Genomic DNA, 22863 nt, shown 5'->3' on the forward strand with positions numbered 1-22863 from the left:
GGTGGACGTGGCGGCCGCGGAGACGGCGTACCTGCCTCCGGTGCGGGATCCGCAGCCTGCGGTGGACGTGGCGGCCGCGGAGACGGCGTACCTGCCTCCGGTGCGGGACGCGCAGCCTGCGGTGGACGTGGCGGCCGCGGAGACGGCGTACCTGCCTCCGGTGCGGGATCCGCAGCCTGCGGTGGACGTGGCGGCCGCGGAGACGGCGTACCTGCCGCCCGTGCGGGACGCGCAGCCTGCGGTGGACGTGGCGGCCGCGGAGACGGCGTACCTGCCGCCCGTGCGGGACCCGCGGTCCGTGGCCGGCGCGGGTGCCGCCGAGGCCCGGGAAGCGGCGCCGCAGGCGGCGGGCGGGCCCGGGGCGGAGTGGTCTCCGCCCACGCTCGGCGGGAACACCGTGCGCGCCGTCGACCCCGCCCAGGCGCGGGCCGAGGGGCGGTCGCCGATCATCGACCCGGGGCCGCAGTCGGCCATACTGACCGCCGCCCTCGGGCTGCTGCTGGCCGGCGCCGCCGCGCTGGGCCCGTACGCCCTGGTGCTGCCGCTGATCGCCCTCCAGGGCCTCACCGCCGCCGGCTGGTTCCGCCTCAACGGCATGTGGCCGGCCCGCCAGGGCATCGCGCTCGCCTTCGCAGGGGCGCTCGTCGCCGACGGCGCGGTGCTCGCGGTGGACGGCACCTACGGCCCCGGCGCGATCATCGGCACCCTCGGGGTGTGGGTGCTGCTCACCCTGGTCCTCCAGCTGCGCAGCCACGCCGATCCGGACGAGCGGATGTACGGGCTGATGGCCTCGGTGGCCTCGGCCGCCCTGGCGATCGCCTGCGCCGGGTTCCTCGCGGCCGACTGGGCCGCGGTGAGCACCGGGGCGGCCGCCGTGGCCGTCGCCGTCTTCGCGCGGGCCCTGCCGCTGCCGACCGCGCCCTCCGTGGGCGTCTCGCTGGCTGCCGCGGCCGGTGCGGGCATCGCGGTCGGCGGACTGGTCGGGCTCGGCGCGGGCGGTGCGCTGGTCGGCCTCGCGGCCGGCGTGTGCGCGCTGGTGGGGCTGCGCGTGGCGGCGTACGACTACCCGTCGAAGTTCGTCCACATGACGGCCGGTGTCGCGCTGCCGCTGGCGGCCGCCGCCCCCGTCGTCTACCTGATCGGCCGGGTGGTGGGCTGACGGACCGGGGCGGGCCCGTGGGCGTCGTGGGAGACGGCGCTCACAGGCCCGCTCACGGTCCTCCGACCTCGATCATGGTCCACTAGAACGCACGTACCGATGAGGAGTTGGGGGAGGGCACGTGCGTTTCCTGCGTTTCGTGGTGATCGTCGCGGTGGTGCTGGGCGGCCTGTTCGTGGGCGCGGACCGGTGGGCGGTCGGCTACGCCGAGGACCGGCTCGCCGAGCGCATCCAGTCCCACCAGGGGCTGGTCGGCAGCGCCGAGGTCGACATCCACGGCTTCCCCTTCCTCACCCAGGCCCTCAGCCACCAGCTGGAGCAGGTCGACCTGAAGCTGAAGGACATCGACGTCGGCGCCGACGGCCGCCGGACGCGGCTCGCGCAGCTCGATGCCAGCTTCCACGACGTGAAGCTGAACGGGAACTACACCGGCGGCTCCGCCAAGCGCGCCGAGGGCACCGCGCTGATCTCGTACGCGGACCTCACCAAGGCCTCCCAGACCGGCGCCACGCTGACCTACGGCGGCCAGCCCGGCAAGCTGAAGGTCACCGCGACGGTGGAGGTGCTGGGCCGGCCGATCACCCGCAGCGTGATCTCCACCGTCGCGCTGGTCGACGGCAAGGGGGGCGCGGCCGGCAAGACCGTCCGGGTGCACGCGGACTCGGTGCCGGGCGAGGGCATACCGGGGATCGAGAGCGCGATCCGCAGGCGGACGGACTTCGACCGCGGCATCGACGACGGCCTCCCGGCCGGTCTCAAGCTCACCGCGCTGACCTCGGACGAGGCGGGCGTGCACCTCACGCTGACGGGGACGGACGTGAGCCTGGCCGGATCGTGAGACGGCCTGGTCCGATCCGCAGAAGGACGGGCCGCGCGCACAGCCCCGGAAGGCCGGAAGAAGGCCTCCCGGGGCTTTCTCGTCCCGGTATTCGGACGATCCCGTCTCGACATATGACACGCCGGTGACAGGGCGGCCGGTTCGTCCCTACGATCCTGGCTATGAAGCATCAGCAGGCGGACCTCACGAAGCGGCGGGCAGTAGACCTGTGTCGCGTCGCCGCCATGCTCTGTCGCTCCATGTGAGGCGTGAGCCTTCCCGCTCCGCCGGCCGGACCGACGGCCCTTCATCCCGCGTGACCGCACCGCCCTGCCTCCTGCCCCTGACGCCTCCCCGCGCAGGGCCGACGAGCGACAGCCGGAAACGTCGTACGCACAGCAACGCCAGCCCCACCGCAGCACCAGCACAGCCCCGCCGCACACTGCCCCGGAGGAGATCACCATGAGCCGCAGCGACGTCCTCGTAGACGCCGACTGGGTCGAGGCCCACCTGAACGACGCGAACGTCGTCGTCGTCGAGGTGGACGAGGACACGTCCGCCTACGACAAGAACCACATCAAGAACGCCGTCCGGATCGACTGGAAGCAGGACCTCCAGGACCCGGTGCGCCGCGACTTCGTGGACCAGGAGGGCTTCGAGAAGCTCCTCTCCGCCAAGGGCATCTCGAACGACGACACCGTCGTCCTCTACGGCGGCAACAACAACTGGTTCGCCTCGTACGCCTACTGGTACTTCAAGCTCTACGGCCACCAGGACGTCAAGCTCCTCGACGGCGGCCGCAAGAAGTGGGAGCTCGACTCCCGCGACCTGGTCGACGGCAAGGACGTCCCGCAGCGCCCGGCCACCGCGTACAAGGCCAAGGCCCAGGACACCTCCATCCGCGCCTTCCGCGACGACGTCGTCGCCGCGATCGGCTCCCTGAACCTGGTCGACGTCCGCTCGCCCGACGAGTTCTCCGGCAAGCTGCTCGCCCCGGCGCACCTTCCGCAGGAGCAGTCGCAGCGCCCCGGCCACGTGCCGAGCGCCCGCAACATCCCGTGGTCGAAGAATGCCAACGACGACGGCACCTTCAAGTCCGACGAGGAGCTGACCGCCCTCTACGAGGCCGAGCAGGTCGACCTCGCGAAGGACACCATCGCCTACTGCCGCATCGGTGAGCGCTCCGCGCTCACGTGGTTCGTGCTGCACGAGCTCCTGGGCCAGGAGAACGTCAAGAACTACGACGGCTCCTGGACCGAGTACGGCTCGCTCGTCGGCGTGCCGATCGAGCTCGGCCCGAACAAGTAATCCCGGCGGCCGGGCACGCGACGCCCGCCCCTCGTAGCAGCAGAACCTCTCTAGGACAGGACAGAGAACATGTGTGGAGCTCAGATCGGCGGGCCCGACCTCGCGACGCTCAAGCCCGGTGAGACCGCGATCCAGGGCCAGGTGACCAAGGACGGCGAGCCCGTCAGCGGCTACGTGCGGCTGCTCGACTCGACCGGCGAGTTCACCGCCGAGGTCCCCACCTCCGCGACCGGCCAGTTCCGCTTCTACGCGGCCACCGGCACCTGGACGCTGCGGGCGCTGGTGCCCGGCGGCCAGGCCGACCGCGCCGTCGTGGTCGCCGAGGCCGGCGGCGTGACGGACGTCGCCATCGCGGTCTGACGCCGCAGCGGTCCGAGGACCGCACCGCCGTACCGGCCGGAGGGCCGCACCCCAGGGGGTTGGACGCCACTGGATCGGGGTGCGGCCCTCCGTGCCGTCCGCACGCTTGTGTTCCGGGGTGCCCGTCCTACGCTGGAGGCATGTACGCCCGGCGTCGGCGCGCCTACTTCCTGCTCATGGGCGGATGCCTGTTCCTGTTCGTCTCCGCCTGGTCCTTCGTACGCCTCTTCTCGGTCCCGGCGGCGGTCGCGCTGTGCGTGGTCGCCATGGTCATCCCGCCGGTCGCGGCGATGGTCGCGAACCGGCGCGGGCCGGACGACCGCTGGTGGGACGACCCTTCGGGGGATCCGAAGTCCGACGAGTGGTGGGACGAACTGGACGGGAAGCGGCGCCCGCCCGAGGATTGAACGCGTTCGAGATAAAAGCGTAATAAGGATGCGTACAACGGCTTTCCCCAGCAGGGTGTCTTGGATGTGCGCGGGCGAACGCTCCCGCGCCTCCAGGTCTGTGGGGGGACCCCTTTGGAACACGAACAGCCGCCGCCGCGCGCCCGGCGCCGCCGCGGCCGCACCACCGCCCTGATCGCGGGCGCCCTCGTCCTCGGCGCCCTCGCCGGCACGGTCACCGGCTACGCGGTCCAGTACGACCGCGAGCCCACGCCGCTGCCGCCGCTGGCCCAGCAGAAGCTGGACACGCCGAAGGCGCAGGCGCCGAACGGCGCCACGACGGTCAAGACGATCAACGCCAACCGCTGGCACAAGACGGACGACGACCTCACGAAACTCCTCGTCGACGCCCCGTCGGGGGCGAAGGTCGAGGCCGACGGCTACGAGACGCCCGACTCCTTCTCGACGACGTTCAACGAGCCGGACGGGGTGCTGCGCGACTTCCTCAAGGCCGATCTCCGGCGCCTCGCCACGCGCGCGTGGACGCAGGGCGACGTTTTCGTCCAGGTCCGGCTCGTGCAGTTCCGCGACTTCTCGGGCGCGGACGGGTACTACCGGGACCAGAGCGTGTACATGCCCGACAAGGAGTTCGCGGGCAATGCCGGCGCCGTCGTCCCCGGCGTCTCGGCGGGGCTGGGCCACGTCTGGGTCTACTCGGAGACCAACCAGGAGCCCGGGTACCTCCCGATACGCCAAGCCCGCGCCCTCGTGCGCCGGGGCGACATCGTCCTGGACGTCTTCTACACCGACACGCGCGGCGGCAAGATCGCCGAGGGTGACGTCCTCGACCTGGCCAAGCGACAGCTGGAGCGACTGTGACCGAGCCGCAGACCGAGCCGCAGACCGAGGCCCAGACCGAGGCCCAGACCGAGGCGGACCCGGCCGCCGAGGCCCCCGCTCCCACCGCGAACCGCCGCAAGCGGGTCGCCGTCATCGCCGCGGCCGTGGCCTGCGCACTCCTCGTCGGCGGCGGCGCCTGGGCGGCCTCCGCCCTCGCCGACGCCGACCGGACCGCGCCGACCGCCTACTGGATCGAAGCCGGGGGCAAGGTGCCCTCGGCCGAGAACGCCCCGCCGGTGCCGGCCAACGACCTCACCGGCAAGCTCCTGCAGATCCCGTCCGGTTTCGAGCCCGGCCCCGACCTCGGGGGCGACGGAAACGACTTCTTCGCCTCCGGCGAGAAGGCGGCCGAGACCTTCAAGGAGGCCCGCAAGGGGCTGTCCGGCTCGGAGCGCAAGCAGCGCGACGACATGCTGGCCGACCTCAAGCTCAAGGGCCTGGCCGCCCGGACCTACGCCGCCACCGGCGGCAGCATGGTCGTCGAGATCCGCCTCATGCAGGCCGACCCGAAGGCGGTGGGGGCGTTCTCGGACGTCACCAAGAAGCTGCTGGACGTCACCGGCGACGACCGCGACGCCCCGAAGGTGGACGGCTACCCGGAGGCCAAGTGCTCGCTGATGGCCGTGGGCGAGAAGAAGAAGGAGAAGATCGACTCCCTCTACTGCGTGGCCGTCCAGGGCGACGTGCTGGTCAGCCTCCGCGCCTACGGGCCCAAGGAGCAGGGGCTCTCGAAGCTGGAGGCCACCGGCTTCCTCAAGAACCAGCTGTCCCGCCTGAAGTCCCCCGGGGAGTCCGTGTGACCGAGCAGAACACCACCGTCGACCCCGCTCCGGCGGAAGCGGCGGCGCCGGAGGTCCCCCAGGCCCCCGCAGCCCCCGAGGCCCCTGCAGCCCCCGCAGCCCCCGAGGCACCCGCCGCGCCGAAGGACCGCCGCGTGCTGCGCGCGGCCCTGCGCTGGAGCGCCGCCGTCCTCGTCTTCGCCGCCGCCGGCGCGGGGACCGCGTACGGGATCACCCAGGCGAAGCGCACCGACGTCCCCGGCCTGTCCACGAAGAGCGACGGCCGCTGGACCTATCCGGTCCTGGCCAAGCCCACCCCGCCGCCCGGCGCGCCGGTGCCCTTCGCCGTGGACAACCTGGACGGCATCCACTACGCGGACCTCACCCAGCTGACCCTGCCCGCCCCCGTCGGCTCCGCCCCGGACCGCGGGCTGAAGCTGGAGAAGGACTCGGCGGTCACCGTCGACACCTTCCTGGAGGAGTACGACCCCTCCGCGCGCGAGAAGATGAAGCAGGGGTTCGCCGACAACGGGCTGCGCCAGATCGTCGCCCGGGGCTGGACCACCCCGGACGGCACCCGTACCCGGGTCTACCTGCTGCGCTTCCACGCCTCGGGGTTCGCGGACACCTTCACGGGCTGCGGCACGGACCTCAACGGGGTCAAGGGCATGGAGCCGGACAGCGTCTGGGAGCAGGCCCGCTCCCAGCCCGCCCCCGACCCCGCCGGCATCTCCGTGTTCCGGGAATCCGTCCCCTTCGGCGACGAGCAGACCCGCGTGGGGTGCGTCCAGTCGGGCGACGTCCAGGCCCTGATCCTGCAGAACCGCGAGGGCGGGGCCGAGGCCGTCCCCCTCCACCAGGCGGTGATCCTGCAGCGGCAGCTGCTGAGCTGAACCGGCAGGGCCGGTTCGGCCTACCTCACACCGTGCGCCGGTCCCCGGGCCAGTAGGCTTGGGGACCGGCCCCGTCCACCCGCACCGAATCCTCCGAGGAGCACCCCGTGCTTGAGGCAGTCTTCACCTCCCTGCTGGTCCTGGTCTGCGTCGGCGTCCTCGCCTTCACCGGCCTGGCCGTCAAGAAGCTGTACCAGGGTCAGCGCTAGCAGCCGACCGGCCGACCGCCCCGGAACCCCTCCCACAGATCGCCTGAGCAGCCAACCATGATCCAGATCCCGTCCGACCTGAACCCGGGTCTCGTCCCCCTCGCCTTCCTCCTCGGCACCTGGGAAGGCGCCGGCGTGTTCGACTTCCCCGGCGAGGAGAAGTGCAACTTCGGCCAGGAGGTCGTCTTCAGCCACGACGGCCGGGACTTCCTGGAGTACACCTCCCGCTCGTGGGTGCTCGACGCCGAGGGCAACAAGGTGCGCCCGCTGGAGTCCGAGTCGGGCTACTGGCGCATCGACCAGGACCGCAAGGTCGAGATCGTCATGGTCCGCGACCAGGGCGTGGTCGAGGTCTGGTACGGCGAGCTCGCCGACCAGAAGCCGCAGATCGACCTGATCACCGACGCGGTCGCCCGCACGGCGGCCTCGGGCCCGTACAGCGGCGGGAAGCGCCTCTACGGGTACGTGAAGAGCGACCTGATGTGGGTCGGCGAGAAGGCGACCCCCGAGGTCGAGCTGCGCCCCTACATGTCGGCCCAGCTCAAGAAGGTCGTCACCCCGGAGGAGATCGCCGACATGGCGCGCAACCTCCCCGAGCTCCCGGACGACGGCATCGCCTTCTTCCGCTGAGCCCGCCGGCGGCGACGTACCGGCAGCGATGAAGGGGACCGCGGCAGGGCCGCGGTCCCCTTCGCGCGCTTACACTGGCCGGGTGGTGACCACCGACTGGAAGAGCGATCTGCGGCAGCGCGGATACCGGCTGACCCCGCAGCGCCAGCTCGTGCTGGAAGCGGTCGACGCCCTGGAGCACGCCACCCCGGACGAGATCCTCGTCGAGGTGCGCAGGACGGCCTCCGGCGTCAACATCTCCACCGTCTACCGCACGCTGGAGCTCCTGGAGGAGCTCGGCCTCGTCTCGCACGCCCACCTCGGGCACGGGGCGCCCACCTACCACCTCGCCGACCGGCACCACCACATCCACCTCGTCTGCCGCGACTGCACCGAGGTGATCGAGGCCGACCTCGACATCGCCGCCGACTTCACGGCGAAACTGCGCACCACCTTCGGCTTCGAGACCGACATGAAGCACTTCGCGATCTTCGGCCTGTGCGAGGGCTGCGCCGCCCGGCGCCGCGACGACCGCACCGACCACACCGAGAGCCCCCGGCCCGCACAGGGCGACGCCTAGGGGCTGTCGTCAAACTCCCGTCTGCCCCGCGGGCGGCGACGGGACTTTGACGACAGCCCCTAGCGCCCCCGGTGCGCCCTGGGGCCCTCCCCGCGGGGTCGTAGGCTTGGTGCCATGACCAGCAGCCCCTTGCTCCATCTTCCCGGCGCCGTAGCGGCCGAAGGCCGTGACGAGGGCGTCGCCGCCCACTACGGAGAGCTCTACGGCGAACAGCGCGCCCTCGCCGACGGCCGAGGGTTCGTCGACCTCTCCCACCGCGGGGTCGTCACCGTCACCGGCCAGGACCGGCTCGCCTGGCTGCACCTGCTGATCACCCAGCACGTCACGGAACTCCCGCCCGGGCAGGCCACCGAGGCGCTGATCCTCTCCGCCAACGGCCACATCGAGCACCAGCTGCACCTCGTCGACGACGGCGGGACCACCTGGGCGCACGTCGAACCCGGCACCCAGGAGGCGCTGATCGCCTACCTGGAGTCCATGAAGTTCTTCTACCGCGTCGAAGTCGCCGACCGCACCGCCGACTTCGCCGTCGTCCACCTGCCGGCCGGCTCCATCGCCGAGGTCGACAAGGAGCTCGTGGTCCGCGAGACCCCCTACGGCCGCGACGTGTTCGTCCCGCGCGGGCAGCTGGAGGCCTTCGCCGCCGCCCACGGCCCCGCCGCCGGACTCCTCGCGTACGAGGCCCTGCGCGTCGAGGACCACCGCCCGCGCCTGGGCCTGGAGACCGACCACCGCACCATCCCGCACGAGATCGGCCTCATCGGCACCGCCGTGCACCTCCAGAAGGGCTGCTACCGCGGCCAGGAGACCGTCGCCCGCGTCCACAACCTGGGGAAGCCGCCGCGCCGGCTGGTCTTCCTCCACCTCGACGGCTCCGAGGTGCTGCTCCCGGCGCACGGCGCGCCCGTACGGCTCGCCGCCGACGGGGAGGACGGCCGCCAGCTCGGTTTCGTCACCACGGCCGTGCGCCACCACGAGCTCGGGCCGATCGCCCTCGCGCTGGTGAAGCGGAACGTTCCGGTGGACGCCCCGCTGCTGGCCGGGAGCACCCCGGCCTCGCAGGAGGTCGTCGTGGCCCCGTAGGGCCGCGCCGCCTACACGTCGATGACGAGGGTGAACGGGCCGTGGTTCGTCAGCGAGACCCGCATGTCCGCGCCGAACCGGCCCGTCGCCACCGTCGCGCCCAGCGCCCGCAGCTGCGCCACGACCTCGTCCACCAGCGGCTCGGCCACCGGCCCGGGCGCGGCCGCGTTCCAGGTGGGGCGCCGGCCCTTGCGGGCGTCCCCGTAGAGCGTGAACTGGGAGATCACCAGCAGCGGCGCGTCCACGTCGCTGCAGGACTTCTCCGCCTCCAGGATCCGCACCGACCACAGCTTGCGGGCCAGCACCGCCGCCTTCTCCGGGGTGTCGTCGTGGGTCACCCCCACCAGCACGCACAGTCCCTCGCCGACGATCTCGCCGACCGTCTCGCCGGCCACGACGACGCTCGCGCCGTCCACCCTCTGCACCACTGCTCGCATACCACCTGTGTACCAGGCGTGCACCCGTCCGGGGCCGATCGGGTGGCGCGGGACTGCGTCCGCACCACGGAGAGTGGCACCATGCACGCAGGCGGTGCCCCCAGCACCGGTCGAGGGGACGGACACGAAACGATGAACACCTCTGGTACCTCCGCACCTGCACCCGCAGCACCCGCGTCACTCGCAGCGCTCGCAGCACTCGCAGAACCCGGCGACGCGACCGCGACCGCCACGGCGGCCCCGGTACGGCCGCCCGCACAGCGCACGGGCGGCCCCGAGGGACTGACCACCCCCGCCGCCGCGCTCGGCCTGCCCGAGCTGCGCGCCCTGCGCCGCGACGCCCAGCGCGACGAGGCCGACCTCAGCTACGTCCGCAGGCTCCTCCAGGGCCGCATCGACATCCTGCGCGCCGAGCTGGCCCGCCGGACGGACCCCGAGGCGCCGGTGGTGGACCGGCTCTCGGAGATCCTCGCCGACGCCCCGTCCAGCCGCAGCGCCTCCGCCCGGCACGTCACCCTCGGGACCCCGCACAACGAGGAGTTCCGGCTGCTGGCGGCCGAGATGCTGTCGGACGTGGAGCTGTCGGACCTGGACGCGCGCACGGACGCCGAACTCCACGAGGCGATGGCCCGGCTGGTCCGCTACGAGCAGCAGGTCTCGCGGCGCCGCCAGCAGCTCCAGCGGACGGCGGACGACTCCAGCGCGGAGATCACCCGCCGCTACCGGGAGGGCGAGGCGCAGGTGGACGACCTGCTGGCGTGACGGCGGCGCACCGGGCCCGCCACCGCCGGGACGGGCGCCGCCCGGACGGGCGCTGACGGCCGGACGGAAATTCGGGCGACCGGGACCGGTACGGCCGTTAGCGTGACCGCACATGAGTGCTGACATCCGGCCGATCGCCGCATCCGAACTCCCCCACTGGCTGCGGGCCGTCAACACGGGCTTCCTGCGGCCCGAGCCGGTCCCCGAGGCCGACGTGGCCCTGCGGTCCAAGTACTGGGACCTCTCCCGGGCCCTGGGCGCCTTCGACCCCGACACCGGCCGCTGCGTGGCCACCTTCCGCTCCTTCGCGCAGGAACTGACCGTTCCCGGCGGCAAGACCGTGCCCTCCAGCGCCGTCACCAACGTCAGCGTGACCTCCACCCACCGCCGCCAGGGCCTGCTGAGCCGGATGATGGCGGCCGAGCTGACGGCGGCGAAGGAGCGCGGCGACGTCGTCTCCACGCTGATCGCCGCCGAGTACCCGATCTACGGGCGGTACGGGTACGGTCCCGCCGCCACCGCCGCCGAGTGGGAGGTCGACATCGCCCGCAGCGGCCTCGACCCCCGCAGCTCCGGGCCCGGTGACGGCGGCCGCATCGACCTGGTCGACGTCTCCGAGCTCCGGGAGACCGGCCCCGCGCTGCACGACCGGCTGCGGGCGTCCGTGCACGGCGTGGTCAGCCGCGACACCCGCTGGTGGAACCTGGCCACCGGCCTGGAGCAGAGCCAGGCGCGCCCCTACAAGGACGCGTTCCACGCCGTGTACCGGGACGCGTCGGGCGAGCCGGCCGGTTTCGCGGTGTACGCCGCCGACGACCACTGGACCGACGAGAAGCTCCCGCAGAACACCCTGCGGGTCAAGGACCTGATCGCGGTGACCCCGGCCGCGGAGCGCGCCCTGTGGCGGTTCCTGTGCTCCGTCGACTGGGTGCTGAAGGTCCGCACCGGCTACCGCGCGCCCGACGACATCGCCCCGCTGCTGCTGCCCGACCCGCGCGCCGCCCGGCAGGTGACCTCGGCCGACTTCCTGTGGCTGCGCCTGCTCGACGTCGAACGGGCCCTGGCCGCACGGACGTACGCCGCCCCCGGGGTCCTCGTCCTGGAGGTGGAGGACGCGGCCGGGCTCGCGGACGGCCGCTACCGGCTGGACGCGGCGACCGGCGCGTGCACCCGTACGCAGGACCCGGCCGACCTGCGCCTGGACGTGTCCGCGCTCGGCTCCCTCTACCTCGGCGACGAGTCGGCGGCGCGGCTGGCGGCGCTGGGCCGGGTGGCGCAGGAGCGGCCGGGGGCGGTCGCGCTGGCCGACGCGGTGTTCCGCACGGCACGGCGTCCGTGGTGCCCGGACGTCTTCTGACCCCGCCGTCGCCGTTGTCGTTCCGGGGATCCGAGGATGGGGTACGTGACATCGATCGTTGAGCAGTTGCGCGCGGCGGGCTGCGTCTTCGCGGAGGAGGAGGCCGAGCTGCTGATCGCGGCGGCCTCCGAGGGCGGGCGGCTGGCGGGGCTGGTCGCGCGCCGGGTGGCGGGGGAGCCGCTGGAGCACGTCGTCGGCTGGGCGGAGTTCTGCGGGCTGCGCGTGGAGGTGGGCGCGGGGGCCTTCGTGCCGCGCCGGCGCAGCGAGTTCCTGGCCGGGGAGGCGGTGGCGCTGGCCCGGCCCGGCGCGGTCGTGCTGGACCTGTGCTGCGGGGTGGGCGCCCTCGGCGCGGCGGTGGCCTCGCAGGTGCCGGGCGGCGTCGAGCTGCACGCGGCCGACATCGACCCGGCCGCGCTGGCGTACGCCCGGCGCAACGTGGCCCCGTACGGGGGAGCCGTCTGGGAGGGCGACCTGTACGCGGCGCTCCCCGCGGAGCTGCGCGGGCGGGTGGACGTCCTCGTGGTGAACGCCCCTTACGTGCCGACCGGGGAGATCGGGCTGATGCCGCCGGAGGCCCGGGAGCACGAGCCGCTGGTCTCCCTCGACGGGGGCGAGGACGGGCTGGACGTGCACCGCCGGGTCGCGGCGGAGGCCGGGCGGTGGCTGGCCCCGGGCGGCCACCTGCTGATCGAGACCAGTGCCCGGCAGGCGCCGCTGACGGCGTCCGCCCTGACGGCGGGGGGCCTCGCGGTGCGGGCGGCCGCCTCGGAGGAGCTGCACGCGACCCTGGTGATCGGCCGGGCGCCGGCGGCGTGAATGAGGAAGGAAGGGGACAGGTGGACGAGAGTTCTTCGTTGACGGAGCGTTTCGAGGAGCACCGCAGTCATCTGAGGGCGGTGTCCTACCGGATGCTCGGCTCGCTGGGCGAGGCGGACGACGCCGTCCAGGAGGCGTGGCTGCGGCTGGACCGCACCGATGTGAGCGAGGTGGAGAACCTCGGCGGATGGCTGACGACCGTGGTCTCGCGGATCTGCCTCAACATGCTGCGTTCGCGCGAGCAGCGGCGCGAGGACCCCGTGGAGCGGCTGGAGACGCGGATCCCTGATCCGCTCATCGGCTCCGAGCGCCGGGTCGACCCGGAGCAGGAGGTGCTGCTGGCCGACTCGGTGGGGCTGGCGCTGATGGTGGTGATGGAGTCGCTCTCGCCGGCGGAGCGGCTGGCGTTCGTCCTGCACGACATGTTCGCGGTGCCGTTCGAGGAGATCGCCCCGCTGGTCGAGAAGTCCTCGGCGGCGACCCGGCAGCTGGCCAGCCGGGCCCGCCGCAAGGTGCAGGGCCAGGCCCCGGCTCCCGACAAGGACCTGGCGCGCCAGCGGGAGGCGGTGGACGCCTTCTTCGCGGCCGCGCGGGACGGGGAGTTCGAGGCGCTGCTGACCGTGCTCGACCCGGACGTGGTGCTGCGCTCGGACGGCGGGGTCGGCGGTGCGCTCACCGTGGTGCTCACGGGTGCGCGGACGGTGGCGGGCCAGGCGGTCACGTACGGCTCGCTGGCCCCGTTCGTCCGCCCGGCGCTGGTCAACGGCGCCGCGGGCGTGGTGGTGGTCCGCAAGGACCGGGCCGTGTCGGTCATGGCCTTCACGGTCGTGGAGGGGCGGATCGTCGCGATCGACGTGCTGTCCGACCCGGAGCGCCTGGCGGCGCTGGACCTGTCGGCCCTGGCGGACTGAGCTTCTCCGCCGGCCGGGGCCGGGGCCGGGGCCGGGCCGCCTCCGGCTCCGGCTCCGGCCCCGGCCCCGGTCTCAGATCAGGGCGAGGACGGCGGCGGCGGGGGCGGCGTAGATCAGCGGGAAGGCGACGTGCGCGTACGAGCGGGCGCGCAGGACGGTGACGACGGCGCCGGTGAAGTAGAGGACCAGGCCGATCGCGGCGGCGATGCCGACGGCGGGGACGACGAAGCCGGCGAGGAGGCCCAGGGCCCCGGCGATCTTGACGGTGCCGAGGAAGGTCCACATCCCCTTCGGGACGCCGTACTCGACCAGCGGCTCGGTGACGAACTTCGCCCCGCGGAGGACCGAGACGCCGGAGAACCCGGCCATGAAGGCGGCGACCAGGGTGACGACGGTGGCGGTGGTGGACATCGGGGGCTCCTTCGGGGCGGTCGGTGGCGCCGGCGCTCTCGCGCGTCCGGCACCCCTCTGACCCGGGGCCGCGCACGGATGTGACAGCCGGCGGGAAATTCTTCTCCGGTGCGGCCGAGTGGGTACTCCTGCAAGCAAGCGCTTGCAATAGTTAGCAGGGTCCGGCAGGATGCGGAGCATGGCATCGCTCAACGTCGGAAACCTCGGCGAATACCTCCGCGAGCAGCGGCGGCAGGCCCAGCTGTCGCTGCGGCAGCTCGCCGACGCGGCGGGGGTGTCGAACCCGTACCTGAGCCAGATCGAGCGCGGGCTGCGCAAGCCGAGCGCGGACATCCTCCAGCAGCTGGCCAAGGCGCTGCGGATCTCCGCCGAGACGCTCTACGTACAGGCCGGGATCCTCGACGAGCGGGACCGGGACGAGGTGGAGACGCGGGCCGTCATCCTCTCCGACCCGTCGATCAACGAGCGGCAGAAGCAGGTGCTGCTCCAGATCTACGACGCGTTCCGCAAGGAGAACGCGGCGGAGGCCGACCAGGCCCCCGGCGCGGACCCCGCGGCAGCGGCCGGAGCAGAGGCCGACGCCGCTGCCGACGCCGCTGTCGACGCCGACGTGGCTGCGGCCGCCGGCACCCGTGCCGACGGCGCGGTGCCCCCTACGAACTGACCGGATCCGGGAGGACCCGCACATGGCCATCGCCGATGACCTGAAGAAGACCCTCACCGACCCCACCCCCCTCTACTTCGCCGCCGGCACCGCGGACCTCGCCCTCCAGCAGGCCAAGAAGGTGCCCGGCCTGCTGGAGCAGCTGCGCGCCGAGGCCCCGGCCCGCATCGAGGCCGTGCTCGACACCGACCCCAAGGTCGTCCAGGACAAGGCCAAGGTGGCCCAGGACGCCGTCACGGCCAAGGTCGTCGAGGTCTTCGGGGCGATCGACCCGAAGAAGCTGGGCGAGACCGCCCAGGACCTGGCGCTGCGCGGCGTCGGCGTGGCCGCCGAGTACGCCGTCCGGGCCAAGGAGACCTACGACAGGGTCGCCGAGCACGGCGAGCAGGCCGTGCGCTCCTGGCGCGGCGAGGTCGCCGACGAGATCGTGGACATCGCCGGGGCCGTGGAGCCGGAGCCGGTGCAGGCCGAGGTGCCCGCCCAGGACGGCCCCGCCGGGGCGGCGGGCGAGGAGAAGGCCTCCGCGAAGAAGCCCGCCGCGCGCCGCGCCGCGGCCAAGAAGGCCGCCGCCGAGCCGGCCGCCGAGGCCGCCGTCGAGAGCTGACCGCGAGGGGGATGGACCGGGCACCCGCGGGGTGTCCGGTTCGTTCTCGTTTCGGAAGGCCGCTCGGGCGGTAGCGTGGAGTCAGAAGAGCCGGAAGCGAGAAGGCGGTCGAGACGATGCTGATGCAGGGGTTCGATAACGGGGTCCTTCCGTTGCTCGGCTACGCCATGCTGGCGCTCGCCGTCGTGGCCTTCGTCCTCGCGCTGCTCGCGCGCGAGGACGCGTACCGGGCCGCCGACAAGCAGACCAAGACCTTCTGGCTGGTCATCCTCGGCGTCACGGTCCTGGTGGACTTCTTCCTGGGGATGCTGTTCCTGGAGATCGCGGGCCTGGTGGCGTCCATCGTGTTCTTCGTCGACGTGCGCCCCGCCCTCAAGCAGGTCTCGGGCGGCGGGAACCGGCGCCGCGGCGGGAGCAGCAGCGACGGCCCGTACGGCCCGTACAACGGCGGCCGCTAGCAGCGCCCGTACAACGCCGGCCGCCAGCGGCCGGTCAGCCGCCGGCCCGGGAGAGCAGGACGACGGCGACGTCGTCGGTGAGCTCGCCGCCGTTGAGGCGCCGGGCCTCGGTGACGGACGCCTCCAGCAGCGCCTCGCCCGTCAGCCCGTCCTCCAGGTGGCGGTTGATCATCTCGACCATGCCGTCCTGGCCGAGGCGTTCGCGGCCCTCGCCGATCCGGCCCTCGATGAGGCCGTCCGTGTAGAGCATCAGGCTCCAGGTGCCGCCCAGGTCCACCTGGCGGCGCGGCCAGCGGGCCCGGGGGAGCAGCCCGAGGGCCGGTCCGCTGTTCTCGTACGGCAGCAGCCGCGCGGCGCGGCCGGGGCGGGAGACCAGCGGGGCCGGATGGCCGGCCAGGCACAGGCCGGCGCGGCGGCCGTCGGGGGAGATGTCCACCGTGCACAGCGTCGCGAAGATCTCCTCGCAGGGCCGCTCCACTTCCAGGACCTCCTGGAGGGTGGCGAGCAGGTCGTCCCCGCACAGTCCGGCCAGGGTCAGGGCGCGCCAGGCGATGCGCAGCTCGACGCCGAGGGCCGCCTCGTCGGGGCCGTGGCCGCAGACGTCGCCGATCATCGCGTGGACGGTGCCGTCGGGGGTGCGGACGGCGTCGTAGAAGTCGCCGCCGAGGAGGGCCCGGCTGCGGCCGGGGCGGTAGCGGGCGGCGAAACGGAGGCCCGAGCCGTCGAGGAGGGGGGTCGGGAGCAGGCCGCGCTCCAGGCGGGCGTTCTCCTGGGCCCGAAGTTTCGATTCTGCGAGCTTGTACTGCGCGATGTCGGCCCGCTTTCTCTCCACGGCGTAGCGGATGGCGCGGCTGAGGAGCCGCCCGTCGAGCTCGTCGCGGAAGAGGAAGTCCTGGGCGCCGACGCGGACGGCCTCGGCGGCGCGCTCGGCGTCGGCCTCGGCGGTCAGGACGAGCACGGCGTGGCGGGGCGCGATGCGCAGCACCTCGCGCAGGGCGCCGAAGCCGTCCTCGCCGGGGCCGGGCAGGGCCAGATCGAGGAGGACGCAGTGCACGTCGGGGGTGAGCAGCCGGGCGGCCTCGGTGAGGTTGCGGGCGGTGCGGAGCCGGATGCGCTGGCCGTCGGCGTCGAGGATCTCGGGGACGGTGAGACCGCCCGCGGGGTCGTCCTCGATGACCAGCAGGGTCAGCGAGGGCGCCGCCTGGGGGGCGGGGGCGGTGATCTCCGTGGCGGGGGTCTCCCTCTGCCGCGGTACGGGTACGGGCATCGTCTCCGGTTCCTTGCCTCCCCCCGGAAGTGCGCTCATGCCGGGACCCTAGCGGGCGGGGGCGGGGCAGCGGAATGCCAAAGCGTACGAGGTCCGCCGCCATATGCCCCCAACCCGGTGGAAACCCGCCCACCGCGAATGACCAACGTCACGGCCCGTCGACCACCGCCCGAGGCTCCGGTCACCGTGCGTACCGATCCGGCTGCGTTCTCCCCGCCCCGGCCTCCGCCCCCGGCCTCCGCCCGGCCGGGGCCTACGCGTCGGGCCGGACCACGGCCTTGATCGGCATCGAGCCCGCACCGGCCATCGTCACGTTCCGTCCCGGCCGCGGCGCGTGCACGATCGCCCCGTCCCCGACGTACATCCCGACGTGGCTCGCGTCGTCGAAGTAGATGATCAGGTCGCCCGGGCGCATGTCCTTCAGCGCGACCTTCGGCAGCAGCCGCAGCTGCTCCTGCGAGGTGCGCGGAATCGGCCGCCCCGCCGCCAGCCACGCCTGCGAGGTCAGCCCCGAGCAGTCGTAGGAGGCCGGACCCACCGCACCCCAGACGTACGGCTTCCCGATCTGGGCGGTGGCGAACTGCACGGCCCTCTTGCCGGCGTCCGAGGCCAGGCCCTTGACGTCCTTCATCGCGCCCGACGACAGCCACGCCGTCTGCGCCTGGTACTGGGCGTCCTGCTCCAGCTGGATCAGCCGGGCCTTCTCCTCGGCCGCGAGCCTGCTCTCCAGGGCCTCCGCCGTCTTGATCTTCTCCTCGATCTCCTTCTTGGCGGTCTCCTTCTTGGCCCGGTTGTCCTCCATCTTCTGCCAGAGGGCGCCCGCGTCCTTCGCGTACCGCTCCAAGTCGCCCTGGGTGCGGTTCAGTTCGGCGAGCAGGTCCGTGGTGGCCTTCTCGCCCTGCCGCAGCCGGTCCGTCCCGTCCAGGAAGTCGGAGGGGCTGTTGCTCAACGCGAGCCGCGCGCCCGGGGGCAGGCCGCCCGAGCGGTACTGGGCGCGGGCCGCGGCGCCCGCGCGGTCCTTCAGGGTGGAGATCCGGTCCTGGCCCGCCACCACCAGCTTGGCGATCTCGACGATCCGCTCGGACTGCGCCTTGGTCTCGCTCTCCGCGAGGTTGTAGGCGTCCGTCGCGCTGCCGGCCTGGCGGTAGAGGTCCTCTATCTCCTTGCGGACCTGTTCCAGGGACTTGCTCCCCGGCTCCGGCAGGGGTGCGGCCGGGGCGGCGGGTGCGGAAGGGGCGGCGGGTGCGGACGGGGCCGCGTACGCCGTGCCCGCCGCGAGGCCGGGGGCCGTCAGTACCGCCATCGCGCACAGCAGCGTCAGGGCGGACGCCCCCCTCCGGCGCGACGACGCTCGCTTCACGGTCCCCATGGCTCCCCCAGGCGCCCCGAGTCAGAGCCGACATCACCCGACATCAGATCTGACTATTCGTCAGTAACTTTGCGCTGTCCCCGGGATGGTGCCACGAACCGGCGAATTCCAACACCCTCCGGATTCCGCTCCGATCATGAACGGACACGCACCGTCCATCCCAGTCGACTCAACGGGCCGCCCCCACCCCCGGTTCCCCCTCCCCACGAGGTTCACCCCGCCGGCCGCAGGGCCTCCCAGCGCACCGTCAGCTCCCCCTGCCTCCAGCGCACCGGCCCGTCCGCCAGCGGCCAGTCGCCGGCCAGCGCCCGCGCCGTCCGGATCCAGCGTTGGCGCGCCCCGTACGAGGCGTACGGGGCCGCCGCCGCCCACGCCCGGTCGAAGTCCCGCAGGAACGCGTGCACCGGCTCCCCCGGCACGTTCCGGTGGATCAGCGCCTTCGGCAGCCGCTCCGCCAGGTCCGACGGCCGCTCCAGCGAGCCCAGCCGCGTCGCGAAGGTCACCGTCCGCGGCCCCTCCGGCCCCAGCGCCACCCACACGTGCCGCCGCCCGATCTCGTCGCAGGTCCCCTCCACCAGCAGCCCCTCCGGGGCCAGCCGCGCGCACAGCCCGCGCCAGACCTCCTCGACCCGCTCCTCCTCGTACTGCCGCAGCACGTTCGCCGCGCGGATCAGCGCCGGCCGCTCCCCTCCGTCCAGCGGCACCTCGAACCCGCCGTGCCGGAAACTCAGCCCCTCCCGCTCGTACGGCTTCGCCCCCGCCACCCGCGCCGGCTCGATCTCGATCCCGACCACCCGCACCCCGGGAGCCGCCTCCCGCAGCCGCGCCAGCAGCTCCACCGCCGTCCAGGGCGCCGCCCCGTACCCCAGGTCCACCGCCACCGGCGCGTCCGCGCGGCGCAGCGCCGCTCCGTGCGCGGCGGCGATCCAGCGGTCCATGCGCCGCAGCCGGTTCGGGTTCGTCGTCCCCCGCGTCACGGTGCCCACGGGGCGCTTCGGGGGTGGCGGAGTGCTGCGGGAGACCATGCGCCGAGCGTAAGCGGAGCGCCCGGCCCGCAAAAAAATCCGTCCCGACGAGCAGGAAGTTCCCCGGCCCCGGAATGCGGGGGACGGCCATCCGGGTTGCACTCCTTGCAGGGCGCCGCGCGCGCTCCCGCAGCCATGCCGCAAGACGTGCCGCCCCACCGGCACCACCCGTCCGCCGTCCGCGCGATCCGAGCGAGAGGAACTGCTCCTTTGAGCCAGTACGTGTCCCGCCTCGGCGGCAGCATCAGCGGCCGCATCGCCGCCGCCCGCGGTGCCCGCCAGGACGCGCCCCGCCTGCGCCTCCCGGCCGTGGGCCACCACCGCAAGCCCCGCCGTGTGGCCATGCTCAGCGTGCACACCTCACCGCTGCACCAGCCGGGCACCGGCGACGCCGGCGGCATGAACGTCTACATCGTCGAGCTGGCCCGCCGCCTCGCCGCGATCAACATCGAGGTGGAGATCTTCACCCGGGCCACCACCGGCGGCCTGCCGCCGGTCGTCGAGCTCGCCCCCGGCGTCCTCGTCCGGCACGTGGACGCCGGCCCCTACGAAGGCCTCGCCAAGGAGGAGCTGCCCGCCCAGCTGTGCGCCTTCACCCACGGCGTCATGCAGGCCTGGGCCGGCCACCGCCCCGGCTACTACGACCTCGTGCACTCCCACTACTGGCTCTCGGGCCACGTGGGCTGGCTCGCCGCCGAACGCTGGGGCGTCCCCCTCGTCCACGCCATGCACACCATGGCCAAGGTCAAGAACGCCGCGCTCGCCGAGGGCGACACCCCCGAGCCGGCCGCCCGCGTCATCGGCGAGACCCAGATCGTCGCCGCCGCCGACCGGCTGATCGCGAACACCGCCGAAGAGGCCGACGAACTCGTCCGGCACTACGAGGCCGACCCCGGCAAGGTGGCCGTCGTCCACCCCGGCGTGAACCTCGACCGCTTCACCGCCGGAGACGGCCGCGCCGCCGCCCGCGCCCGGCTCGGCCTGCCCCAGGACGCCGTCATCCCCCTCTTCGCCGGCCGCATCCAGCCGCTCAAGGCCCCCGACATCCTGCTCCGCGCCGTCGCCGAGCTCGTCGACCGCGACCCCGCGCTGCGCGGCCGCCTCTTCGTCCCCGTCGTCGGCGGGCCCAGCGGCAGCGGCCTCGCCAAGCCGGAGGGGCTGCAGAAGCTCGCCGCGAAGCTCGGCATCACCGACCTCGTGCACTTCCACCCGCCGGTGGACCAGGACCAGCTCGCCGACTGGTTCCGGGCCGCGTCCGTGCTGGTCATGCCCTCGTACAACGAGTCCTTCGGGTTGGTCGCCATCGAGGCCCAGGCCACCGGCACCCCGGTCCTCGCCGCCGCCGTCGGCGGACTCCCCGTCGCCGTCGACGACGGGGTCACGGGCGTCCTCGTCCCCGGCCACGACCCCGTGGACTACGCCCGCGCGCTGCGCCGCTTCGTCGACGACCCCGGCCTGACGGACCGCATGGGCGCCGCCGCCGCACGGCACGCGCAGCACTTCGGCTGGGACACCGCCGCCAGCGGAACCGCCGACGTGTACACCGCGGCGATGCATGATCACCGCCGTCGCGTACGCTCCCACCATGGCTGACACCGCCGCGATCATCGAGTCCACGCTGGCCGGCGCCGAGCTGGGCTGGGAGAGCCCCCGGCCCGGCACGTACGTCGTCCAGCTCCCCGGCACCCGGAAGCTGAGCACCACCTGCTCCCTGCGGATCGGCCGCCACTCGCTGTCGGTGAACGCCTTCGTGATCCGCCACCCCGACGAGAACGAGGCCGGCGTCCACCGCTGGCTGCTGGAGCGCAACCTCAAGCTGTACGGGATGGCGTACGCGGTCGACCCGCTCGGCGACGTCTACCTCACGGCGCGGCTCCCGCTGTCCGTGGTCACCCCGGAGGACCTGGACCGCCTCCTGGGCACGGTGCTGGAGGCGGCGGACGGGGCCTTCAACACCCTTCTGGAACTGGGCTTCGCGAGCGCGATCCGCCGCGAGTACGCATGGCGCACGGAGCGCGGCGAGTCCACCCGCAACCTGGACGCCTTCAAACACCTGACCCGCCCGTCCGCCCAGGGGGAGTAGCCCCCGCCGGGCACTCTGTCCCGGACGGCCCGGACGGCCCGGACGGCCCGGACGGCCCGGACGGCCCGGACGGCTCGGACGGCTCGGACGGCTCGGACGGCTCGGACGGCTCGGACGGCTCGGACGGATCGGACGGATCGGACGGCTCGGACGGATCGGACGGATCGGACGGCTCGGACGGCCCGGCGCGTCCGGCCCGGCCCTGCCCTGCCCGTCTCGGCCCGGCCCGTCTCGTCCCGGCCCGGCCCTGCCCGTCTCGTCCCGCCGGTCTACGCCTCGGCGGGTGCCGGAGCGGCGGGAGCGGCCGCCCCCGGAGCCGGGGCGGTACCGGTGGCGGGGGCGCCGCCGGAGGCCCCCCGGCCCTCCGCCCGACCGGGAAGCCCGCGCATCAGGAACCAGTACCCGGCCCCCGCCACCGTCCCCAGGGCACCCGTCGCGGCCCAGAGCCACCCCGCCCCGTACCGGTCGATCACGAACCCCGACATCAGCGGAGCCACCAGCGAGGCCACCGCCCAGGACATCGTGTACATCCCCTGGTAGCGCCCGCGCCCCTGCACCGGCGACAGCCGCACCACCAGCTCCATCTGCGTCGGCGAATTCACGATCTCCGCCAGCGTCCACACGCACACCGTCAGCGCGTACGCCCACAGCGGCCCCGCGAACGCCGTCAGCGCGAACCCGTACCCGACCAGCAGCGCCGAGACCACCAGCAGCCGGCGCGGATCGCGGTGCTCGATGAACCGCGTCACCGGCAGCTGGAGCGCCACGATCAGCACCCCGTTCACCGCGATGACCAGCCCGTACTCCCCGGGCGAGAACCCGGCCGAGCCCATCGCCACCGGCAGCCCCACCGACCCCTGGGTGTAGATCAGCGAGATCAGGAACGACAGCCCGACGACCCCCATGAACCGCCCGTCGCGCAGCACGCCGCCCAGCCCGACCTCCGGCCCGGCGCCCTCGGCGCCCCCGGCCCCCGCGGCGGACTCCGGCCGCGACTCCGGCAGCTTCACGAACACCAGTACCGCGCACAGCAGCGTCAGCGCCGCCTCGCCCAGGAACCCGGCCAGATAGCTGTACTCGGCGATCAGCCCCGCCGCCATCGAGCTGACCGCGAAGCCCAGGTTGATCGCCCAGTAGTTCAGCGCGAAGGCCCGGACCCGGTCCTCCGGCCGGACGATGTCCGCCATCATCGCCTGCACCGCGGGCCGCGAGGCGTTCGAGGTCATCCCGACCAGCATCGCCACCGCCGCGATCGCCGCCGGGTGCTCCATGAACCCCAGCAGGGCCACCGCGCCGGCCGTCGAGACCTGCGCCACCAGCATCGTCGGCCGCCGCCCCAGCCGGTCGGCCATCACCCCCGCCCCCAGCGAGGAGACCACCCCGCCCAGCCCGTGCAGCGCCGCCACGAGCCCCGCGAACGAGGCCGAGTAGCCCCGCTCCAGGGTCAGGTACAAGGTCATGAACGTGGCGACGAAGGCTCCGAGCCGGTTGACGAGCGTGCTCGCCCACAACCACCAGAACGCGCGCGGCAGACCCGAGACGCTCTCCCGGGCGGACCGACTCAGACGGGCAAAGGACATGAAGGTTCCCCCGGGCGATGTAAGCGTCACAGATCC

General features: G+C 73.5%; 27 protein-coding genes. 21 read left to right on the plus strand and 6 right to left on the minus strand.

Annotated features, from left to right (window positions below; all coding sequences use genetic code 11):
* The first annotated feature begins 1 nt into the window (after window position 1).
* The 12 genes from ACIRBY_RS21420 to ACIRBY_RS21475 all read left to right on the plus strand — a co-directional run bounded on the left by ACIRBY_RS21420 (window position 2) and on the right by ACIRBY_RS21475 (window position 9083).
* Window positions 2-1159 carry a hypothetical protein gene (locus ACIRBY_RS21420; protein WP_403902416.1) on the plus strand — a complete coding sequence of 386 codons (1158 nt, stop codon included), beginning with the start codon at window positions 2-4 and terminating at the stop codon, window positions 1157-1159.
* Window positions 1160-1280: 121 nt separating this feature from the next.
* Window positions 1281-1997 carry a DUF2993 domain-containing protein gene (locus tag ACIRBY_RS21425; protein WP_403902418.1) on the plus strand — a complete coding sequence of 239 codons (717 nt, stop codon included), beginning with the start codon at window positions 1281-1283 and terminating at the stop codon, window positions 1995-1997.
* A gap of 161 nt (window positions 1998-2158) precedes the next feature.
* On the plus strand, window positions 2159-2242 hold the full coding sequence (locus ACIRBY_RS21430) for a putative leader peptide (protein ID WP_350206375.1): 84 nt from the start codon (window positions 2159-2161) through the stop codon (window positions 2240-2242).
* 196 nt (window positions 2243-2438) lie between these two features.
* Entirely contained in the window at window positions 2439-3284 is an 846-nt protein-coding gene (locus tag ACIRBY_RS21435; protein ID WP_042813058.1) for a sulfurtransferase, read from the plus strand.
* Window positions 3285-3353: 69 nt separating this feature from the next.
* Window positions 3354-3644: a DUF1416 domain-containing protein gene (locus ACIRBY_RS21440; RefSeq protein WP_042813059.1), complete on the plus strand. Its 291-nt coding sequence runs from the start codon at window positions 3354-3356 to the stop codon at window positions 3642-3644.
* Window positions 3645-3784: 140 nt separating this feature from the next.
* Window positions 3785-4051, plus strand: a complete 267-nt coding sequence (locus ACIRBY_RS21445; protein ID WP_042813060.1) for a DUF3099 domain-containing protein — start codon at window positions 3785-3787, stop codon at window positions 4049-4051.
* A gap of 114 nt (window positions 4052-4165) precedes the next feature.
* The gene (locus tag ACIRBY_RS21450) at window positions 4166-4909 is read left to right on the plus strand and encodes a hypothetical protein (RefSeq protein ID WP_403902420.1); all 744 of its coding nucleotides are present in this window, start codon (window positions 4166-4168) and stop codon (window positions 4907-4909) included.
* Window positions 4906-5730 carry a hypothetical protein gene (locus tag ACIRBY_RS21455; RefSeq protein WP_403902422.1) on the plus strand — a complete coding sequence of 275 codons (825 nt, stop codon included), beginning with the start codon at window positions 4906-4908 and terminating at the stop codon, window positions 5728-5730. Before ACIRBY_RS21450 ends, ACIRBY_RS21455 begins: the two co-directional genes overlap by 4 nt.
* A complete protein-coding gene (locus ACIRBY_RS21460) occupies window positions 5727-6602 on the plus strand; it encodes a hypothetical protein (RefSeq protein ID WP_403902423.1) in 876 nt (291 codons plus the stop codon). Before ACIRBY_RS21455 ends, ACIRBY_RS21460 begins: the two co-directional genes overlap by 4 nt.
* A gap of 266 nt (window positions 6603-6868) precedes the next feature.
* Window positions 6869-7441, plus strand: coding sequence for an FABP family protein (locus ACIRBY_RS21465; protein WP_403902425.1), 573 nt, complete (start codon window positions 6869-6871; stop codon window positions 7439-7441).
* A gap of 82 nt (window positions 7442-7523) precedes the next feature.
* Window positions 7524-8000, plus strand: a complete 477-nt coding sequence (locus tag ACIRBY_RS21470; protein WP_403902428.1) for a Fur family transcriptional regulator — start codon at window positions 7524-7526, stop codon at window positions 7998-8000.
* A 114-nt stretch (window positions 8001-8114) separates the two neighbouring features.
* Complete coding sequence (locus tag ACIRBY_RS21475) at window positions 8115-9083, plus strand: YgfZ/GcvT domain-containing protein (RefSeq protein ID WP_403902430.1); 969 nt, start codon at window positions 8115-8117, stop codon at window positions 9081-9083.
* Window positions 9084-9094: 11 nt separating this feature from the next.
* Here ACIRBY_RS21475 and dtd read toward each other — a convergent pair whose 3' ends face one another.
* A complete protein-coding gene (gene dtd / locus ACIRBY_RS21480; RefSeq protein WP_042813065.1) occupies window positions 9095-9520 on the minus strand; it encodes a D-aminoacyl-tRNA deacylase in 426 nt (141 codons plus the stop codon).
* Between the two features lie 132 nt (window positions 9521-9652).
* On the opposite strand from dtd, the gene ACIRBY_RS21485 reads away from it, so the two are divergent.
* The 4 genes from ACIRBY_RS21485 to ACIRBY_RS21500 all read left to right on the plus strand — a co-directional run bounded on the left by ACIRBY_RS21485 (window position 9653) and on the right by ACIRBY_RS21500 (window position 13366).
* Window positions 9653-10282: an AmfC protein gene (locus tag ACIRBY_RS21485; protein ID WP_403902433.1), complete on the plus strand. Its 630-nt coding sequence runs from the start codon at window positions 9653-9655 to the stop codon at window positions 10280-10282.
* A 112-nt stretch (window positions 10283-10394) separates the two neighbouring features.
* On the plus strand, window positions 10395-11639 hold the full coding sequence (locus tag ACIRBY_RS21490) for a GNAT family N-acetyltransferase (protein ID WP_403902435.1): 1245 nt from the start codon (window positions 10395-10397) through the stop codon (window positions 11637-11639).
* A 36-nt stretch (window positions 11640-11675) separates the two neighbouring features.
* Window positions 11676-12455 carry a putative protein N(5)-glutamine methyltransferase gene (locus ACIRBY_RS21495; protein ID WP_403902437.1) on the plus strand — a complete coding sequence of 260 codons (780 nt, stop codon included), beginning with the start codon at window positions 11676-11678 and terminating at the stop codon, window positions 12453-12455.
* A gap of 20 nt (window positions 12456-12475) precedes the next feature.
* Window positions 12476-13366 carry a sigma-70 family RNA polymerase sigma factor gene (locus tag ACIRBY_RS21500; protein WP_403902440.1) on the plus strand — a complete coding sequence of 297 codons (891 nt, stop codon included), beginning with the start codon at window positions 12476-12478 and terminating at the stop codon, window positions 13364-13366.
* 72 nt (window positions 13367-13438) lie between these two features.
* Here ACIRBY_RS21500 and ACIRBY_RS21505 read toward each other — a convergent pair whose 3' ends face one another.
* On the minus strand, window positions 13439-13777 hold the full coding sequence (locus ACIRBY_RS21505) for a DoxX family protein (protein WP_403902442.1): 339 nt from the start codon (window positions 13775-13777) through the stop codon (window positions 13439-13441).
* 178 nt (window positions 13778-13955) lie between these two features.
* On the opposite strand from ACIRBY_RS21505, the gene ACIRBY_RS21510 reads away from it, so the two are divergent.
* The 3 genes from ACIRBY_RS21510 (at window position 13956) to ACIRBY_RS21520 (ending at window position 15503) form a co-directional block, all read left to right on the plus strand.
* Complete coding sequence (locus tag ACIRBY_RS21510; protein ID WP_403902443.1) at window positions 13956-14441, plus strand: helix-turn-helix domain-containing protein; 486 nt, start codon at window positions 13956-13958, stop codon at window positions 14439-14441.
* A 22-nt stretch (window positions 14442-14463) separates the two neighbouring features.
* Window positions 14464-15045: a hypothetical protein gene (locus tag ACIRBY_RS21515; RefSeq protein WP_403902445.1), complete on the plus strand. Its 582-nt coding sequence runs from the start codon at window positions 14464-14466 to the stop codon at window positions 15043-15045.
* 116 nt (window positions 15046-15161) lie between these two features.
* Window positions 15162-15503, plus strand: coding sequence for a DUF2516 family protein (locus tag ACIRBY_RS21520; protein WP_366451459.1), 342 nt, complete (start codon window positions 15162-15164; stop codon window positions 15501-15503).
* A gap of 34 nt (window positions 15504-15537) precedes the next feature.
* Here ACIRBY_RS21520 and ACIRBY_RS21525 read toward each other — a convergent pair whose 3' ends face one another.
* The 3 genes from ACIRBY_RS21525 to ACIRBY_RS21535 all read right to left on the minus strand — a co-directional run bounded on the left by ACIRBY_RS21525 (window position 15538) and on the right by ACIRBY_RS21535 (window position 19164).
* Window positions 15538-16809, minus strand: a complete 1272-nt coding sequence (locus tag ACIRBY_RS21525; RefSeq protein WP_403902448.1) for a PP2C family protein-serine/threonine phosphatase — start codon at window positions 16807-16809, stop codon at window positions 15538-15540.
* A 214-nt stretch (window positions 16810-17023) separates the two neighbouring features.
* Complete coding sequence (locus ACIRBY_RS21530) at window positions 17024-18139, minus strand: NlpC/P60 family protein (RefSeq protein WP_403902451.1); 1116 nt, start codon at window positions 18137-18139, stop codon at window positions 17024-17026.
* A gap of 212 nt (window positions 18140-18351) precedes the next feature.
* On the minus strand, window positions 18352-19164 hold the full coding sequence (locus ACIRBY_RS21535) for a class I SAM-dependent methyltransferase (RefSeq protein WP_403902453.1): 813 nt from the start codon (window positions 19162-19164) through the stop codon (window positions 18352-18354).
* 210 nt (window positions 19165-19374) lie between these two features.
* Here ACIRBY_RS21535 and mshA point away from each other — a divergent pair, with 210 nt between their 5' ends.
* The gene (mshA, locus tag ACIRBY_RS21540; protein ID WP_403902456.1) at window positions 19375-20757 is read left to right on the plus strand and encodes a D-inositol-3-phosphate glycosyltransferase; all 1383 of its coding nucleotides are present in this window, start codon (window positions 19375-19377) and stop codon (window positions 20755-20757) included.
* The gene (locus ACIRBY_RS21545; protein ID WP_403902459.1) at window positions 20750-21247 is read left to right on the plus strand and encodes a YbjN domain-containing protein; all 498 of its coding nucleotides are present in this window, start codon (window positions 20750-20752) and stop codon (window positions 21245-21247) included. The genes mshA and ACIRBY_RS21545 overlap by 8 nt, the downstream gene beginning before the upstream one ends.
* Window positions 21248-21516: 269 nt before the next feature.
* Here ACIRBY_RS21545 and ACIRBY_RS21550 read toward each other — a convergent pair whose 3' ends face one another.
* On the minus strand, window positions 21517-22827 hold the full coding sequence (locus ACIRBY_RS21550; protein WP_403902463.1) for an MDR family MFS transporter: 1311 nt from the start codon (window positions 22825-22827) through the stop codon (window positions 21517-21519).
* Window positions 22828-22863 lie beyond the last annotated feature (36 nt).

The organism is Streptomyces sp. NPDC096136, from assembly GCF_044763325.1.
GTDB lineage: Bacteria > Actinomycetota > Actinomycetes > Streptomycetales > Streptomycetaceae > Streptomyces.

Bases quoted from the DNA above. Each gene is read 5' to 3' on its own strand.
- ACIRBY_RS21530 (WP_403902451.1), bottom strand. From the start codon at position 18,139: ATGGGGACCGTGAAGCGAGCGTCGTCGCGCCGGAGGGGGGCGTCCGCC.
- ACIRBY_RS21520 (WP_366451459.1), top strand. From the start codon at position 15,162: ATGCTGATGCAGGGGTTCGATAACGGGGTCCTTCCGTTGCTCGGCTAC.
- ACIRBY_RS21445 (WP_042813060.1), top strand. From the start codon at position 3,785: ATGTACGCCCGGCGTCGGCGCGCCTACTTCCTGCTCATGGGCGGATGC.
- ACIRBY_RS21515 (WP_403902445.1), top strand. From the start codon at position 14,464: ATGGCCATCGCCGATGACCTGAAGAAGACCCTCACCGACCCCACCCCC.
- ACIRBY_RS21465 (WP_403902425.1), top strand. From the start codon at position 6,869: ATGATCCAGATCCCGTCCGACCTGAACCCGGGTCTCGTCCCCCTCGCC.
- ACIRBY_RS21525 (WP_403902448.1), bottom strand. From the start codon at position 16,809: ATGAGCGCACTTCCGGGGGGAGGCAAGGAACCGGAGACGATGCCCGTA.
- ACIRBY_RS21475 (WP_403902430.1), top strand. From the start codon at position 8,115: ATGACCAGCAGCCCCTTGCTCCATCTTCCCGGCGCCGTAGCGGCCGAA.
- ACIRBY_RS21440 (WP_042813059.1), top strand. From the start codon at position 3,354: ATGTGTGGAGCTCAGATCGGCGGGCCCGACCTCGCGACGCTCAAGCCC.
- dtd (WP_042813065.1), bottom strand. From the start codon at position 9,520: ATGCGAGCAGTGGTGCAGAGGGTGGACGGCGCGAGCGTCGTCGTGGCC.
- ACIRBY_RS21505 (WP_403902442.1), bottom strand. From the start codon at position 13,777: ATGTCCACCACCGCCACCGTCGTCACCCTGGTCGCCGCCTTCATGGCC.
- ACIRBY_RS21535 (WP_403902453.1), bottom strand. From the start codon at position 19,164: ATGGTCTCCCGCAGCACTCCGCCACCCCCGAAGCGCCCCGTGGGCACC.
- ACIRBY_RS21490 (WP_403902435.1), top strand. From the start codon at position 10,395: ATGAGTGCTGACATCCGGCCGATCGCCGCATCCGAACTCCCCCACTGG.
- ACIRBY_RS21485 (WP_403902433.1), top strand. From the start codon at position 9,653: ATGAACACCTCTGGTACCTCCGCACCTGCACCCGCAGCACCCGCGTCA.
- ACIRBY_RS21495 (WP_403902437.1), top strand. From the start codon at position 11,676: ATGGGGTACGTGACATCGATCGTTGAGCAGTTGCGCGCGGCGGGCTGC.
- ACIRBY_RS21435 (WP_042813058.1), top strand. From the start codon at position 2,439: ATGAGCCGCAGCGACGTCCTCGTAGACGCCGACTGGGTCGAGGCCCAC.
- ACIRBY_RS21545 (WP_403902459.1), top strand. From the start codon at position 20,750: ATGGCTGACACCGCCGCGATCATCGAGTCCACGCTGGCCGGCGCCGAG.
- ACIRBY_RS21430 (WP_350206375.1), top strand. From the start codon at position 2,159: ATGAAGCATCAGCAGGCGGACCTCACGAAGCGGCGGGCAGTAGACCTG.
- ACIRBY_RS21550 (WP_403902463.1), bottom strand. From the start codon at position 22,827: ATGTCCTTTGCCCGTCTGAGTCGGTCCGCCCGGGAGAGCGTCTCGGGT.
- ACIRBY_RS21510 (WP_403902443.1), top strand. From the start codon at position 13,956: ATGGCATCGCTCAACGTCGGAAACCTCGGCGAATACCTCCGCGAGCAG.